We start from the raw sequence: 13,936 nt of genomic DNA, 5'->3' as shown, positions 1-13,936 counted from the left end.
GCCGAGCGCCGGCTACGGCGCTGTTTATCGGCACGCTTCGATATGGTATGCTTTGGAGAAGACATTCGGCGAACGGAGCGTACGATTCAATGGATACCAAACAATGCGCCGTATGCGGCCGCGACAAACCAGAAGGAGCTTTCCCGAAGCGCACCGGCCGCAAAGGGCGCAGGGGCACGTGCAGAGCTTGCCAGCGGAGGCGCAAGCGGGACGAGGGCGGCTCGGACTTGCTGCTGCCGACGCCGGCGGCCGCCCGGCGCTCGCGCGGGCGCGCGGGGGCAAGCGCCCCCGGAGCCGCTTCGGAAGACGCAGCCGCGCTTCCCTCCCGCGAGTCCGGACAAGCTCCTGGCGCTGGAGCCGCGACGGGGGCGACCGCTGCCGGAGGCAGGCCCGCCTCGAGGGTCTCCTCCGCGCCGCCATCCGGAGCGGCCGGACCGGAGCCTGCCGCAGGCAAGGGCGCAGGCTCCTCCGCTGCCGTGGCGGCGACGCGGAGACCCGCGCCCGAAGCGGCGGCCGTTTCGGACGAACGCAGGTCCGGCGCGGACGGCCGGGCGGCGGCGGAGCTGCCGGCCGCCGACGAGCCCCGCGCGGATGCGGCGCGCTTGCCCGAGGCGGCGGTCTCGTCGGCTGACGCCGGATCGGATTCGGGACCGGCCAAGCGCAAGCGCAAGCGCCGCCGTCGCCGCAAGGGGCGCAAGGCGGCTGTCGCCGCATCGCATTCGCATACGCCGGGAGTCCGCTTGCCGTACAAGCCCATTCGGCCGTTCAAGGGCCCTTTTTCCTACGATCCGTCCATCCTCAACGACAGGGGGACCGGCTTGATCCAGCTGCGGGGCCGCCGCGAGAGCGGCAAGCGCTGGCATACCGAGATCGATCGGGACATCGCGGTGCGCATGGTCCAGGAAGGAGCGGCCGGCATCCTTCATCCCCGCCTCATCCACAAGCTGTACACGAAGAGCGACTTCCGGCTGCTCATCCTGCAGCGGGACAACTATGTGTGCCACTATTGCGGCCGCTTCGGAGATACGATCGACCATGTGTTTCCCAAGTCCAAAGGAGGGTTGAGCACGCCGGACAACTGCGTCTGCGCCTGCTCCGCCTGCAACCTCAAAAAAGCCGATACGCTTCCGGACTATCTCTAAGACGAGAGTCGAGCCGGAGCGTTCGGCTCTTTTTTAGGTTTCCGCAGCTCCGGGGAGGCTCCGAGGATCGATGAGAGAATTCTCATCGCTCTCAGGACGCGATTCGCAACCCGCACTCCGGCTGAACTTCGGGCTTCCGGGCTCTCTCATTTTTCGCATCCGACACCTGATTCCCAGCATCTAACAGCTTGATCCAGCGGTTCATCATGCTAGGATAGAGGAGCGAAAGGCTTTACCGGCCTTATACTCATCCTTCCGACATGACGAAGGACAACAGGAGGAGAATTCATTTTGAATAAGAAAATTCTTTCTTTAGCTCTTGCCACTGGAGTCGCGTTCACGGGCGTCTCGGCTGCCGGCACGGCCAGCGCGGCGCCGGCTCAGCCTTCCGGGTCCTCCGTGCTCCAACAGCTTTATGCGGGCTCCGGCTTCAACTTGGAGGAGCTTTTGAATAAACTGCAGCAAAACGGATTTGCATGGCCGAACTATACGGCCAAGCCGACGGCGACGCCGAAGCCGACTGCGGCTCCGACGGCGACGCCGAAGCCGACCGCGGCCCCGACCGCGACGCCGAAGCCGACGGCTGCACCGACGGCGACGCCTGCGCCGACGACGGCTCCGGGATCCGGACAGGAGGAGAGCGGCACGGGCAGCTTTGCGCAGCAGGTCGTTACGATCGTGAACCAGGAACGCGCCAAGCAGGGATTGGCCGCGCTCAAGAGCGACACCCAGCTCTCTGAAGTCGCTCTCGTGAAGGCGAAGGATATGTACACGAACAACTATTTCTCCCATACGTCCCCGACGTACGGATCGCCGTTCGACATGATGAAGCAGTTCGGCGTGACGTACCGCTATGCGGGCGAGAACATCGCCAAAGGCCAGCGCACCCCGGCCGAGGTCATGAATGCCTGGATGAACAGCGCGGGCCACAAAGCCAACATTCTGAAGGCGGAGTACACGAACATCGGCGTCGCTTATCATAACGGCGTCTGGGTACAGATGTTCAAAGCCTAGTTTCCTTGTTCCTATCGGCTATGCCGACATAGAGGCTGTCCCTTGCTCGCCCAGCGGCGATGCGGGGGACAGCTTTTTGTTTGCGCGGCCTGCGGCGCATTAGAGTTTTTTCATCCGTCCCCTCACAGCGCGCTCCAGCTGGTCGCTTCGGGCCTTGCGCGCCATGGGTTTGCCGTCTTCCGCGAGAAAATGAGAGCCTTTCATAATCCGTAGCTGGTGGTTTTTGGACGGTCCGCCGCTCGGATGCCTGTGTTATTCTGACACCCGTAGGTTTCAGCGCGGACCGAATAAAATCCGCCGGCGGGCGATTCAAGCCCGAGGCGTCCCACCAAGGAGGAACCAAGCCCATGACCATGAAGACGATGCTCCGCCCGATGTTCAAATCCACCGCCGCCGTTCTGGCCGGCCTCGCGATCCTGAGCTCTCCCGTATCCGCCTCTGCCGCTACGACGTATGTCGCCAAGGACGGCGATACGTTCTGGAAGCTCGCGCAGGCGTTCCATGTCCCGGTGGACAAGCTGATGGACCTGAACGAAGGGGTAGAGCCGACGAACATCTACGCCGGCTTGAAGCTGTCCATCCCGGCGGGCACGACGATCCAGGCCTCGGCCGCCGGCGTGCGCCTGATCGACGCGGATGCAGGAGCGAAAAAGGTCATCGAGCCGTCCGGAAAGTCCCATCAAGTGAAACGCACGCTCCAGATCAAGGCAAGCGCGTACACGTCCGCGGCGTCGGAAAACGGCAAATGGGGAGCGGTCGATTACTTCGGCAACCCGCTGCGCGTCGGCACGGTGGCGGTCGATCCGAACCGGATCCCGCTCGGAACGAAGCTGTACATTACCGGCTACAGCTATGACGGCCTGCCGATCGGCGGCATGATCGCGACCGCCACCGATACGGGCGGCAGCATCAAAGGGGACCGCATCGACATCTTCGTGCCCGGCACGACGGCCGAAGCCCGCTCGTTCGGCTTCCAATGGGTCAAGGTCCACGTCCTGGGCTGATTCAAATCGAAACGGCTCGCCAAATGGAAAGCGGCCCGAACCATGTCAATTGGTTCGGGCCGCTTTTTTGGCTTAAAACAAGCGCATCCTTTCGATCTCCTCCGACTCGCCGAGCAGCTCCGGCACCGTCACCATCTCATAGCCTTTTTCGCGCAGCAGACGGATGAGGCGGGGCAGCGCCTTGACCGTGCCGCTCAAGTCCTCGCCGATGCCGCCGCCGGCATGCTGCAGGATGATGCTGCCCGGGGCGAGGGTTTTTTGCGCGTTGCGCACGATCTGATCGGCGGACAAGCCTCGCCAGTCTTGCGTGTCGACATCCCAGTTCACGACGAAGTAGCCTCGGCTCTGGGTCCACATCAGCTGGCTCGGCGTGATTTCGCCGTACGGCGGCCGCAGGAATCTCGGCGTATAGCCGAGATGGGCCTTCAGCAGTCGGCTCGTCGACTCGATCTGCTCTTCGAACTTGGACTCGGAGAGCCTCGCGTACGACGTATGGTCATACGAATGATTGCCGATGGCATGGCCTTCCGCATGGATGCGGCGGAGCATGGAGGGCGCCTTGGCCGCTCTTTGTCCGACGACAAAAAAGGTGGCCCGGACATGCTCCCGGGCCAGAATGTCCAGCACCTCCGGCGTATACTGCTCGTCCGGCACGTCATCGAACGTCAGCGCGACACGCTTGAGGCCGGCGGGTCCGCGGGTCGCGAACGCTCCGGGAAATTCCCGCGAGAGGGTGATCCAGGATACCGTCCTCGGCCTGAGCACAGCCGCCTGAGCGTTCGCGGCCTCCGGGGGGAGGGCGCGGGCATTGGCCGGCGCGGATGCGGCTCCGGCCATGCTCGGAGCGCCGCCCAGAAGCTGCATCAGCACGAGCAGCAGGGCAGGCCATCCCAACCAACGGCGCAAAGGCTTCATCGCTACACCTCCTACAGGGATCAAGCCGGCCTTCCGCAGAGAAAGGCTTGCGGATTAGCTATTCCCCGGGTCCCTCCGCTCCATACCGTTCGTCTAGCATGGAGGCGCGAGCGTGCGAAAGCGCCTCTTTGCCGCTGGCCGGCAGCCGATCAGAACTTGAAGATTTGGATCGTGCGCTGCAGCTGGGAAGCCATCTGCTGCATCCGTCCCGTCTCCTCGACGATGGTCTGGATGGAGTCGACCTGCTCGTTCATCGACGCGGACACCTGCTCGGTGCCGGCCGCGGACTGCTGCGTGATCGCCGAGATGTTGCCGATGGCGCCGGAGATGGCGCGGGCGTTGTCCAGCATGCTCTCGCTCTCGCGGGCGAACTGCTCGATCTGACTGGAAATGAACTGCACGCTCTCCACGATGTCGCGGAACACCGCTTCCGTCTCGCGCAGCATCTGAGCCTGGAGCTCGACGGCCTGCTCGTTGATCTTGATGTTGGCGTTGGCGTCCTTGAGCCCGTGCTCGATGCCTTTGACGAGCGTGAACACTTCCTTGGTCGAAGCCGTCGATTCCTCGGCGAGCTTGCGCACCTCCTGGGCGACGACCGCGAAGCCCTTGCCGTGCTCCCCGGCGCGGGCCGCCTCGATGGAGGCGTTGAGCGAGAGCAGGTTCGTCTGCTCCGCCAGATCGGAGATCGTCCGGGTGATGGCGGAGATGCCGCCCGCCGCCTCGGACAAGCGCGCGATCGCCTCGGAGACGTGAGCCGCGGCCTCAGCCGTGCGACGGGTGCCTTCGGCCTGCGTCTCGACGGACTGCTGGCCCTTCTCGACGAGGCGCATCGCCGCCTCCGAGCGCTCGTTCATCCGGCGGCTCGATTCGGCGTAGGTCGCCACCTTGCTCTCGATCTCGCGGATCGAGTCGCTCATGCCGCCGACCTCCTCGGCGATCTCGCCCGCGCCTGCGGCCAGCTCGCCGGCCGAGGTGCCGACCTGCTCCATGACGGCCTTCACCTGCGTATTCTTGTTGTAGATGCTCGTGCTCGTCTCGTTGACCATGCGGCCGATCCGCGAGGTGTCGGCGAGAATTTCGCGCAGCTTGTCGACCATGCTGTTGAAGGAGTGGGCCAGCTGGCCGAGCGAGGCGCTGGACGTATCGACCCGCTGCGTGAAGTCGCCCTTGGAGATGCCGTAAGCGACCGTCGTCATCTCGTCGATGGAGCTCGTGAGCGAGCGCTCCACGACCGAGGCGAGCGGGAAGGAGGCGCCGGCTCCCAGAACGAGCGCGGCCGCGACCGGCCATAGCGGCGACCCCGCCATGATGCTGAGAATCAGGAAAACCAGGAGGGAGACCGCGAGCGCCATGTAGATGCCGAGGCGCACCTTGTTCTTGATGGAGAGCGAATGATACCATTCCATGCTGAAATCGACTCCTATTCGCTGATATAGGGTAAGTAAGCGTTACCTAATAATCGGTAACAGGCCCATCAAGTTGTAGGTCTGGGGCTATCGAATCGAAAAAAAGGCGAAGTGGGTCGAAAGGTGTGGGTTTCCTATTGGGAAGTAGATCGATATACCCGAAAAAGGGTTAAAACCCTATCCTATTCCGTGAATATTTAGTTGAATCTGGAAAAACGCTGTCCTATAATGTCGCTACAACGACTTCATTTGGATCGGAGGTGAATCACATATGCAAGGCAACAGCGCTTCGCCTCTGGCCCGGCAAGTCGATTTCGTTTTCCGGCAGCTTGAGTCCGAACTGACCCATGCCTCCTCCGGGACGGTATTGATCCATATCCGCAACAATACGGTCGGCAAGTACGGCATCCGCCACAACCCCATCGAGCTGAAGTCGCCCGCATCCCCCCAATCTCCAGCGGGACTGACAGCCGAGCAGGTCAAGGAGTTCCGGCAAATGGCGGTGGACGCCCTCAAAAGCAAGTGGAGCTGGACCCACGGCGAGCTTCTGTACGATTTTTCGGTGCGCCGCCAAGGAGCCGCCTCCAGCTGGTCCGCCAGCATGCTTTGCGAATCCAACTACAATATGGCCAGCACTCATTTTCGCTACGAGCCCAAGCATCCCGGCCTGTGGGATCGCGGCAGCGTGTCGGAAGACTGATGTTCCACGAAAAACAGCCTTTGTCCATGGCGGACAAAGGCTGTTTTTCGACCTGTCGGGCTCGGCTGCGCTCAGCGCCCCATGCGGCCGGCGTTGCCGGACAGCTGCTGCTCGGCGATCTCGACCAGACGCTTCGTGATGTAGCCTCCGAGAGAGCCGGCGTCGCGTGTCGCCATGTTGCCGTAGTAGCCGTCCTGGGGAATCTGGATGCCCAGCGCCTGCGCGGCTTCATATTTCATCTGCTCCAGCGCGGCCTGGCAGCCCGGGACGACGAGCTTGTTGCTTCTTGACATGTGCGTCACCTCCTTTTGATGGAGGTAGTATGCGCCTTGCTTCCCAATATATGCATAGGAGGCTGTGGACCGTCAATAATCCGGATCGAGGGAGCGGGCTGCAGAAGGGGCCGGGACGCTGGCCGGGCGCTCCGCTCCGGCGCCGTGCAGGTGGATGCCGGCGCGGGCGGCGTCCGCGCTGCCGAGCGGGGCGGGCGGCAGCAGCCCCAAGGCGACGGGCAGCAGGAACACCAAGCATGCCGCCAGCGGCCGAGGCCCTGCGGCCGGTCCGTGGGCTCCGCAGCCGCAGTCCGCTTCGGCGTCGTCGCCCTGCCAGGCGCGTACGGCGATCCACAGCCGGAAGACGGCCAGCGCGAACAGGGCGAGCGCCGACAGCTTGACGCCGAGCTCGAGCTGCGGCTCGATGTAGCGACCGAGCGATCCGGTCCGGGCGAGCTGCGTCAGCGAGAGCGACAGCACGGCGAGCACGGCCGACTTGGCCGCGTGATGGATGGCGGCGAGGGCGGACGGAGTCATGGGCGAATGCGCCTCCTTGTCAGGGAAGATAGATCGCTTCGAGCAGCCAGGAGCCGGTCAGCGTGAGGAGGGCGGCGAGTCCTGCGACGAGCAGCACGACGCGGACGCGGAACGAAGCGAGCAGAAGCAACATGCTTTTGAGATCGATCATCGGCCCGAAGACGAGGAAGGCCAGCAGCGCGCCGTTCTCGAAGCTGCCGCCCAACGAGGCGGCGACGAACGCATCCGACGTCGAGCAGAGCGAGAGCAGGAAGGCGATGCCCATCAGAAACAGATGCGAAAGAAGCTGGCTGCCGCCGAGCTCCTCGAGGAAGGAGCGGCTGACGGCCGTCTGGAACAGCGTCGCGAGCGCGGCGCCGAGGATGAGATATTTCCCCATGTCGAAAAATTCGTCGGTCGCGTGCAGCGCGGCCGACTGCAGCCGGCTGCCGGACGGCCGCTCCTGCGCCTCCTCCTGCGGCAGCGAGGCGTAGAGCGAGGCGAGATCGGCTTTCAGCGGGTCGCCTCGGAGCGTCTTCCATAAGATGGCGCCGATCGCGAAGGCGACGAAAAAGGCGAGTCCCGCGCGCGCGATCGCCATCTGCGGCGTGCCGCCGAACGCGGCCCAGGTCGACGTGAAGACGACAGGATTGACGACCGGGCCGGCGAGGATGTAGGCGATGCCGGCATAGGCGGGCATGCCTTTGCGGATGAGACGGCGCACGGCCGGGATCATGCCGCATTCGCAGAGGGGAAAGATGACGCCGAGCAGTCCGGCCGCCGTTACGGCGAGCAGCGGATGACGGGGAAGAAGGCGGCGCAGCAGCCGCTCCGACAGATAGACCTGAAGGACGGCGGAGATGGCGACCCCGAGCAGCAGATAGGGCAGCGCTTCGAGCAGGATGCCGATGAAGACGGAGCTGAAGCGGGAGGCGGCCGCCGCGTCCAGCCCCATGTCCCGCCGGGCGATCAGCAGCAGGACCCCTCCCGCTCCGATCGTCGATACGGCGGCGAGCAGCGGCAGCAGGCGTCGGGTCATCGGGGCAGCTCCTTTCCGGTCCGGCTTGTCCTGTCCGGCCCGGAGAGAGGCGGACGGGCCGGACGTTCCTCCTCCATGCTTATGCTTGGACGGACGAAGACAGAACGGCCGTTTCTTTCTGCAGCACGAATGTCGCTTGCTCGCGGCCTCGCCTTGACTTTTCGGGGAGCGGGTCTATAATCGTTCTAAAGGCAATGACAGAATGGAGTACGCGCGAGCAAGGACGTTTCCCAGAGAGCCGGCGGCAGCTGCGAAGCCGGCGGAACGGACCGCGCGGAATGGACTCTGGAGCCGGGCCTGTCCCCGATTGATCCCCGTTAGCGGATCCTCAAGGCCGATGCCGCGCGACAAGCGCGTCCGGCGAATTAGGGTGGCACCACGGTCTCTCGTCCCTTGCGGAGGAGAGGCCTTTTTTGCGTTCCCAAATCTCAAGAGAAGGCGTGAAGCAAGATGAAAAAAGTGCTTTCCGGCATCCAGCCGAGCGGCCAGCTGACGATCGGCAACTACATTGGAGCCATCCAGAACTTCGTTCGCCTGCAGGAGACGCATGAGTGCTATTTCATGGTCGTCGATCTGCATGCCATCACGGTTCCGCAGGAGCCGGCGGCGCTGCGGGAGCAGTCGCAGTCGGTCGCCGCCCTGTACTTGGCGGCGGGCATCGACCCGCAGCGCGCGGCGATCTACATGCAGTCCCACGTGCGGGCGCATGCGGAGCTCGGATGGCTGCTGACGACGCTCACGTCGATGGGCGAGCTGGAGCGGATGACGCAGTTCAAGGACAAGTCGGCGGGCAAGGAGTCGGTCGGAGCCGGGCTGTTCGTCTACCCTGCGCTCATGGCGGCGGACATCCTCGTCTACAACGCCGATCTCGTCCCGGTCGGCGACGATCAGAAGCAGCATCTGGAGCTGACGCGCGACCTCGCGAACCGGTTCAACAGCCGCTTCGGCGACTTCTTTACCGTTCCGGAGCCGTACATCCCCGAGGTGGGAGCGCGCATCATGTCGCTCGACGATGCGTCCAAGAAGATGAGCAAGAGCAATCCGAATCCCGGCAGCCTGATCGCCCTGCTCGACGAGCCGGACGTCATCCGCAAGAAGATCAGCCGCGCGACGACCGATTCGGGCCGCGAGATCCGGTTCGATCGCGAAGCCAAGCCGGAGGTGAGCAACCTGATGGGCATCTACTCGCTCATGTCGGGCCTCTCGCTGCCGGAGATCGAGGCTAGATTCGAGGGGCAAGGCTACGGCCCGTTCAAAAAGGAGCTGGCCGAGCGCGTCGTCGCCGTGCTGGAGCCGCTGCAGCAGCGCTACCGCGAGATTCGCAGCTCCGGCATGCTGGAGGAAGTGCTGAAGCAAGGCGCCGAGAAAGCGTCCTCGGTCGCCGATCGCGTCGTCGAAGGCGTGAAGGAGCGCATGGGCTTTCTCCGAGGCTAGGCCGCGGAGCATGCGTTCGAAAGAGCCGGAAGCGCGCGGGCTGCCCCGCTGGCCGGCGCCTCGCCGCTTGCGTTCCATTCCGCATCAACGAGAAGAAGCGTCTGCCGCGAGGGCAGACGCTTCTTCTCGTACGAGCAGGATCCGCGCAGCCCGCAGCCGAGGCGGCTGCGAGCGGACGGCTTGTCCTTGGCGATCGGGTCAGTTTTTCCGAAGGCGGGACTTCAGCACGAAGCCGGCTCCGATGAACAGGAACGTGGCCAGGCCGAGCGCGATGGCGGCGCGGCCGCTGTAGCTGATGGAGATTGCGGTGGCGCTCATGAGCGCTACGGACAGCAGGGCGTAGACGAGGGCAAGGGGCTTGGACATGGAAAACGGCCTCCCGAATATAAAATGGAGAAAAAAAACGACATCGCTTCGAATAGAACGAAGCAATCGGAACATAATAAGCTTGCAAGCTTGCAACACACACCATACAGTGCGAACTTCGAAAGGAGCAATTCACAATGGCAAGCAACAACAGCGGCAGCAACAAACTGGTCGTACCAGGCGCAAGACAAGCCCTTGAGCAACTGAAATTCGAAGCGGCACAATCCCTGGGTGTTCAAATCCCGGCTGACGGCTACTACGGCAACGTAGCTACGCGCGACGCTGGATCGCTGGGCGGCTACATCACCAAGAAACTGGTGCAAATCGCCGAGCAGCAACTGTCCGGAACTCAACGCTAAGCCATACAAAAAGAGGTCCAAGGGAAACCTTGGGCTTTTTTTCGGTTTGGCGCGGCTGCCGGGGCATAAGAATGCCCCCATCTATTGTGCAGGATGGGGGCGCTCGCGGTCAACCGGCAGGTCCTTCAATACGTATTCATCCGCAGCCTCTTCTGAAGGCGCTCGTCGCTCAGCCAGCCGACGTACGAGCCGAGCGTCTTGTAGTCCCGGTCCATGACGACGACGGCGACGAACGGATACTGCTTGCGATGCCGGTAGCGGACGTCGAACCAGCGCACCTCGTAGCCCCAGGCATGCTCGGTCATCTCGGAGCAGGCGAACGAGGTGAAATAGAGAAACGAGCGCACGGAAGCGTCGAACTTCGACTGCTCGATCGCTTCATGCTCCTCGCACCGGGCGGTGCCCGTCCAGGACAGCTTTCCGCCGCGCAGGTCGCCGATGCGGAAGGCGCCGTCCCTCCGCTGCTTCACGACGTTCCAGCTGGCCGGCTTCAGCGTCGGGATGAGGATGTAGCTCTCGCCGCCCTCCGCCTCGCCATCGAGGCCGGGCAGCGAGCGGGCGGTGCGCCGGTGGACGAGCGTCCGCCAGACATAGTACAGCACGACGAACGCATAGAGGACCGGGAAGATGATCTGCGGCGAAGCCGCTCCGAGCAGCCAGAGGAGCAGGGCTGCCGCATGGCCGGCGAACAGGAACGGGTCGAAGATATGGATGATGTTCCAGGAAATCCACTTGGACGTGATCGGACGGGCGGCTTGGGTTCCGTACGTATTGAAGCAATCGCTGAACACATGGACCGAGACGGCGAGCAGCACCCAGAAAGCGAGATGAGGCCATGAGATGCTTCCGCGCCAGGCGAGGCCGATGGCGGCCGTGATGAGCGCCGTCCAGCCGAGCACCGCCGGCAGCGAGTGCGAGGCTCCGCGATGGTTGCGGATATAAAGCGCGTTGCTTTTGAATCGCAGCAGGCCGTCCAGGTCCGGCGCTTGCGAGCCGATGATCGTGCCGGCCAGAACGGCGCCGAACAAAGCCGGACTGGCGGCGACCGCAGGATCGACGGTGGCGAGGCCGGCGAGTCCGAGACCGAATACGAGATGAGTGCCCGTATCCATCGCTTTCATGTCCCCTTTCATCATGGACTTCTTCCTGTAGGCTCCCACCGGACGCTCCGGATTATCCGGCCGCCGGTCGGGAAAGGAGACGCGCAGCGCTTGTCCAGCCGCTCTGGCAATGGTAGGATGAGGCGACCCATGCTCGGGCGCGATTCCGGGCGATGCGGGCCAGGAGGATGAATATGGACGGATATGCGCTGATGGTGGAATACAAGATCGAGGAGCGGCATCGGCAGGACTTCCTGGCTCTGCTCTCGGAGCTGCAGCGGCGTTGGCCCCGCGTGCGGCTCTATGAAGGCTCCGAGCAGCCGGGACTGTTCGTGGAGATTTGGCCTGCGGCAACGGAGGCGGAAGCGAGGGCATGCCAAGAGGAGCGTCTGGACGGACGCTCTCCCTGGTCGGCGATCGGAAGCTGGACGTCGGGCGGGGCGGGCCGCATCCATGCATGGACGTTCCGCCCGGCACCGATCTAGCGCGAAGTAGCCGGAGTCTGGTTCGTAATGGTTTGCCCCTGGAAGGCGTACTCGTACGCGATCGGACCGTCGAACGTGACGTAGTCCAGGTTCAGCGTAAGCAGAAGGTAGCGCATGCCGGTGGACGGATCGCTGATGATGATATGGTCGCGTCCGGCTGCCTCGATGATGCCACGGAAAATTTTGGCGTTCCATTCCTTGTTGTTTTCATACGTCATGTAGAACGTCGCCATTTTCCCGCGGTTGAGGCGCAGGATGTTCTCCACGTAGGATTCCTCGGTCGACGGCATCATTTGCACCGTTCCGCCTTGAGGCGTGACGACGGCGCCGCTCGGCACGGCCGGCGGCATGGCGACAAAGTTGCCTCCGAAAGGCGTCTGCATCGGCATCGGCATTCCCGGATAGCCTTGATGGCCTCCGTGGGCGTACATGCTGCGGTAATCATAAACATTCGACATGGTTGGTTTCCCCGCTCTCTAGTCGTTGTCGTTGCTTGGTCCTGCGACTTGCTTCAGTAGACGTCCGGGCAGTCCGATGCGGTCGGCGCAAAGAAGCAATGCGCCTTGAAGCGGCCCGTATTGGCCTGATTGTACCAGGTGCCGGGGCAGCTGCCCGTCGGCCGGAAGAACCAGAGGGCGTTGCTTGCCGGATGCTGGCGCTCGCCGGAGATGACCCGCTCCGCAAGACGGATCTCCTTGTCGCGGGCCTTTTGATAGAAGTAGCTTTTCTGCACGGCCTCGTATCCGCCCGGACTTTGATACACCATGTCGGGAATCGACCGGATGTTGCGGAAGTCGAGGCAGTTGCCGCGGACGCGGTTGACGCTGACGTTGCCGACCATGAGCATGCCGAGCTCGCCTTCGCCTTCCGCTTCCGCCCTCATCAGCCGGGCAAGCAGCTTCGTATTCTCGGCATTCGTCTTGATGACGGCCATCTTTCTGATCACGCTCCTCCTGCGGGAGTCTAGCCTTGAGCCGGATGCCCTCCGCCTGGGCTCCTGACCCCATCTTCAATCTATGCGGGCCGCTGCCCAGTGTTCCTCAAGGACAATCCTGAGATGGCAAAAAAAGTCGGATTGTTGACGCTCCGGCATGTCGAAATCATGAACAACTCGGGCGCTCCGTTGTCACCGTGTTTGATTTTCGGTATCATAAGTAACGTTGACTACTGAAGCCCTTAGCGCACCGAAGCGCTTTTGCCGCTCCAAAAACAGGAGGCGCACGAATGTGCTGAAAGACCTGATCGCTCTTACCAAGCCGGGCATCGTCCGGATGAATGCTTTTGCCGCGTTCGGCGGCTTCTGGGTGGCGTCCAAATGGCAGGTCGATTGGCTGCTGCTCCTCTGGATGCTGATCGGGACATGCCTGACGATGGCATCGGCCTGCGTCATCAACAACTATTGGGACCGCGAGCTCGACACGCGCATGGAGCGCACGCGCGACCGCGCGCTGCCGACGGGCCGCATCTCTCCGGCCTTCGTCATCACCTACGGCGCCGTGCTCGGCGCGGCGGGACTGGCCGTGCTGTTCGCGCTCGATCCGCTGACCGGCTGGCTGGGCCTGCTCGGCTGGTTCGTCTATATCGTCGTCTACACGATCTGGCTCAAGCGCAGCTCGACCTGGAGCACGTCGATCGGCGGCGTGTCCGGAGCGATGCCGCCGGTCATCGGCTATGTGGCCGTCACCGGCGAGATCGACGCCGGAGCCTGGATCCTGTTCGCGCTGCTGTTCCTCTGGCAGCCGGCCCATTTCTGGTCGCTCGCCATCCGCCGGGTGGAGGAGTACCGCGCCGCCGGCTATCCGCTGCTGCCTGTCGTCAAGGGCATCCGGCGCACCAAGCTCCAGATGATTCCATACGTCTTGCTGCTCATCCCGACCGTCATCCTGATGTATGCGTATGATTACGTCGGACCTTGGTTCCTCTGGATCTCGGGCATTCTGACTGTCGTCTGGTTCGTGCATACGTTCACCGGCGTCTATGCCTCCACGGAGGAGAAGACGGTGAAATGGGCGAAGGTCAACTTCCTCATCTCGGTGAACTATCTGCTTGTCGTGTTCCTGCTCATGATCGCGGACACGTCCCGTCAAGCCGGCCTCTCGATCTGGACGAGCCTCTTCTCCTGATCGGCCGCGCCGCCGGAGCCGGATCGGCTCCGCTACATAAGGCCATGGGGGCCATAAGGAG

At 63.2% G+C, this 13,936-nt stretch carries 17 protein-coding genes; 8 read left to right on the top strand and 9 right to left on the bottom strand.

The features are described 5' to 3' along the window. The first annotated feature begins 89 nt into the window (after nt 1-89). The 3 genes from HGI30_RS23315 (at nt 90) to HGI30_RS18265 (ending at nt 3,160) form a co-directional block, all read left to right on the top strand. A complete protein-coding gene (locus HGI30_RS23315; RefSeq protein WP_235680179.1) occupies nt 90-1,142 on the top strand; it encodes an HNH endonuclease in 1,053 nt (350 codons plus the stop codon). Nucleotides 1,143-1,433: 291 nt separating this feature from the next. After that, nucleotides 1,434-2,156 carry a CAP domain-containing protein gene (locus HGI30_RS18270; RefSeq protein WP_235680178.1) on the top strand — a complete coding sequence of 241 codons (723 nt, stop codon included), beginning with the start codon at nt 1,434-1,436 and terminating at the stop codon, nt 2,154-2,156. A gap of 347 nt (nt 2,157-2,503) precedes the next feature. Next, nucleotides 2,504-3,160, top strand: coding sequence for a 3D domain-containing protein (locus tag HGI30_RS18265; RefSeq protein WP_235680177.1), 657 nt, complete (start codon nt 2,504-2,506; stop codon nt 3,158-3,160). Between the two features lie 72 nt (nt 3,161-3,232). Here the strand turns inward: HGI30_RS18265 and HGI30_RS18260 are convergent, their stop codons facing one another. Together HGI30_RS18260 and HGI30_RS18255 are read right to left on the bottom strand one after the other, a co-directional pair. Further along, nucleotides 3,233-4,075, bottom strand: coding sequence for a polysaccharide deacetylase family protein (locus tag HGI30_RS18260; RefSeq protein WP_168908869.1), 843 nt, complete (start codon nt 4,073-4,075; stop codon nt 3,233-3,235). 149 nt (nt 4,076-4,224) lie between these two features. Continuing rightward, complete coding sequence (locus HGI30_RS18255; RefSeq protein ID WP_168908868.1) at nt 4,225-5,481, bottom strand: methyl-accepting chemotaxis protein; 1,257 nt, start codon at nt 5,479-5,481, stop codon at nt 4,225-4,227. A 271-nt stretch (nt 5,482-5,752) separates the two neighbouring features. Between HGI30_RS18255 and HGI30_RS18250 the strand changes: the two genes are divergently transcribed. After that, nucleotides 5,753-6,181: an O-methyltransferase gene (locus tag HGI30_RS18250; RefSeq protein ID WP_168908867.1), complete on the top strand. Its 429-nt coding sequence runs from the start codon at nt 5,753-5,755 to the stop codon at nt 6,179-6,181. Between the two features lie 71 nt (nt 6,182-6,252). On the opposite strand, the gene HGI30_RS18245 is transcribed toward HGI30_RS18250, so the two are convergent. The 3 genes from HGI30_RS18245 to HGI30_RS18235 all read right to left on the bottom strand — a co-directional run bounded on the left by HGI30_RS18245 (nt 6,253) and on the right by HGI30_RS18235 (nt 8,008). Continuing rightward, nucleotides 6,253-6,474, bottom strand: a complete 222-nt coding sequence (locus HGI30_RS18245; RefSeq protein ID WP_168908866.1) for an alpha/beta-type small acid-soluble spore protein — start codon at nt 6,472-6,474, stop codon at nt 6,253-6,255. 72 nt (nt 6,475-6,546) lie between these two features. Then, complete coding sequence (locus HGI30_RS18240; protein ID WP_168908865.1) at nt 6,547-6,990, bottom strand: DUF1980 domain-containing protein; 444 nt, start codon at nt 6,988-6,990, stop codon at nt 6,547-6,549. Between the two features lie 19 nt (nt 6,991-7,009). Then, on the bottom strand, nt 7,010-8,008 hold the full coding sequence (locus HGI30_RS18235) for a permease (protein WP_168908864.1): 999 nt from the start codon (nt 8,006-8,008) through the stop codon (nt 7,010-7,012). Between the two features lie 450 nt (nt 8,009-8,458). On the opposite strand from HGI30_RS18235, the gene trpS reads away from it, so the two are divergent. Next, on the top strand, nt 8,459-9,442 hold the full coding sequence (gene trpS / locus HGI30_RS18230; protein WP_168908863.1) for a tryptophan--tRNA ligase: 984 nt from the start codon (nt 8,459-8,461) through the stop codon (nt 9,440-9,442). A 198-nt stretch (nt 9,443-9,640) separates the two neighbouring features. Here the strand turns inward: trpS and HGI30_RS18225 are convergent, their stop codons facing one another. After that, nucleotides 9,641-9,808 (bottom strand): DUF5325 family protein, encoded by a 168-nt coding sequence (locus HGI30_RS18225; protein ID WP_168908862.1) that lies wholly within the window; start codon nt 9,806-9,808, stop codon nt 9,641-9,643. A 137-nt stretch (nt 9,809-9,945) separates the two neighbouring features. Here HGI30_RS18225 and HGI30_RS18220 point away from each other — a divergent pair, with 137 nt between their 5' ends. Then, entirely contained in the window at nt 9,946-10,167 is a 222-nt protein-coding gene (locus HGI30_RS18220) for an alpha/beta-type small acid-soluble spore protein (protein ID WP_168908861.1), read from the top strand. 125 nt (nt 10,168-10,292) lie between these two features. Here the strand turns inward: HGI30_RS18220 and HGI30_RS18215 are convergent, their stop codons facing one another. Continuing rightward, a complete protein-coding gene (locus tag HGI30_RS18215) occupies nt 10,293-11,279 on the bottom strand; it encodes a metal-dependent hydrolase (protein WP_168909956.1) in 987 nt (328 codons plus the stop codon). A 182-nt stretch (nt 11,280-11,461) separates the two neighbouring features. On the opposite strand from HGI30_RS18215, the gene HGI30_RS18210 reads away from it, so the two are divergent. Next, the gene (locus HGI30_RS18210) at nt 11,462-11,752 is read left to right on the top strand and encodes a hypothetical protein (RefSeq protein WP_168908860.1); all 291 of its coding nucleotides are present in this window, start codon (nt 11,462-11,464) and stop codon (nt 11,750-11,752) included. Here the strand turns inward: HGI30_RS18210 and gerQ are convergent. After that, on the bottom strand, nt 11,749-12,210 hold the full coding sequence (gerQ, locus tag HGI30_RS18205) for a spore coat protein GerQ (RefSeq protein ID WP_168908859.1): 462 nt from the start codon (nt 12,208-12,210) through the stop codon (nt 11,749-11,751). The two genes, HGI30_RS18210 and gerQ, sit on opposite strands and share 4 nt — an antisense overlap. 53 nt (nt 12,211-12,263) lie before the next feature. Continuing rightward, complete coding sequence (locus HGI30_RS18200; RefSeq protein ID WP_168909955.1) at nt 12,264-12,686, bottom strand: cell wall hydrolase; 423 nt, start codon at nt 12,684-12,686, stop codon at nt 12,264-12,266. 292 nt (nt 12,687-12,978) lie between these two features. On the opposite strand from HGI30_RS18200, the gene cyoE reads away from it, so the two are divergent. Continuing rightward, complete coding sequence (cyoE, locus tag HGI30_RS18195; RefSeq protein WP_235680176.1) at nt 12,979-13,875, top strand: heme o synthase; 897 nt, start codon at nt 12,979-12,981, stop codon at nt 13,873-13,875. The last annotated feature ends 61 nt before the right edge of the window (nt 13,876-13,936 follow it).

It is taken from the genome of Paenibacillus albicereus (assembly GCF_012676905.1).
Lineage (GTDB): Bacteria > Bacillota > Bacilli > Paenibacillales > Paenibacillaceae > Paenibacillus_O > Paenibacillus_O albicereus.
Note: the sequence above shows the minus strand (reverse complement) of the source record. Positions and strands in the feature narration are given on the sequence as shown.

What these genes read in the sequence shown, in the direction of transcription:
- HGI30_RS23315 (WP_235680179.1), top strand. Translation starts at nt 90, where the DNA reads ATGGATACCAAACAATGCGCCGTATGCGGCCGCGACAAACCAGAAGGA.
- gerQ (WP_168908859.1), bottom strand. Translation starts at nt 12,210, where the DNA reads ATGTCGAATGTTTATGATTACCGCAGCATGTACGCCCACGGAGGCCAT.
- trpS (WP_168908863.1), top strand. Translation starts at nt 8,459, where the DNA reads ATGAAAAAAGTGCTTTCCGGCATCCAGCCGAGCGGCCAGCTGACGATC.
- HGI30_RS18250 (WP_168908867.1), top strand. Translation starts at nt 5,753, where the DNA reads ATGCAAGGCAACAGCGCTTCGCCTCTGGCCCGGCAAGTCGATTTCGTT.
- HGI30_RS18240 (WP_168908865.1), bottom strand. Translation starts at nt 6,990, where the DNA reads ATGACTCCGTCCGCCCTCGCCGCCATCCATCACGCGGCCAAGTCGGCC.
- HGI30_RS18245 (WP_168908866.1), bottom strand. Translation starts at nt 6,474, where the DNA reads ATGTCAAGAAGCAACAAGCTCGTCGTCCCGGGCTGCCAGGCCGCGCTG.
- HGI30_RS18225 (WP_168908862.1), bottom strand. Translation starts at nt 9,808, where the DNA reads ATGTCCAAGCCCCTTGCCCTCGTCTACGCCCTGCTGTCCGTAGCGCTC.
- HGI30_RS18255 (WP_168908868.1), bottom strand. Translation starts at nt 5,481, where the DNA reads ATGGAATGGTATCATTCGCTCTCCATCAAGAACAAGGTGCGCCTCGGC.
- HGI30_RS18200 (WP_168909955.1), bottom strand. Translation starts at nt 12,686, where the DNA reads ATGGCCGTCATCAAGACGAATGCCGAGAATACGAAGCTGCTTGCCCGG.
- HGI30_RS18215 (WP_168909956.1), bottom strand. Translation starts at nt 11,279, where the DNA reads ATGGATACGGGCACTCATCTCGTATTCGGTCTCGGACTCGCCGGCCTC.
- HGI30_RS18235 (WP_168908864.1), bottom strand. Translation starts at nt 8,008, where the DNA reads ATGACCCGACGCCTGCTGCCGCTGCTCGCCGCCGTATCGACGATCGGA.
- HGI30_RS18210 (WP_168908860.1), top strand. Translation starts at nt 11,462, where the DNA reads ATGGACGGATATGCGCTGATGGTGGAATACAAGATCGAGGAGCGGCAT.
- HGI30_RS18220 (WP_168908861.1), top strand. Translation starts at nt 9,946, where the DNA reads ATGGCAAGCAACAACAGCGGCAGCAACAAACTGGTCGTACCAGGCGCA.
- HGI30_RS18260 (WP_168908869.1), bottom strand. Translation starts at nt 4,075, where the DNA reads ATGAAGCCTTTGCGCCGTTGGTTGGGATGGCCTGCCCTGCTGCTCGTG.
- HGI30_RS18265 (WP_235680177.1), top strand. Translation starts at nt 2,504, where the DNA reads ATGACCATGAAGACGATGCTCCGCCCGATGTTCAAATCCACCGCCGCC.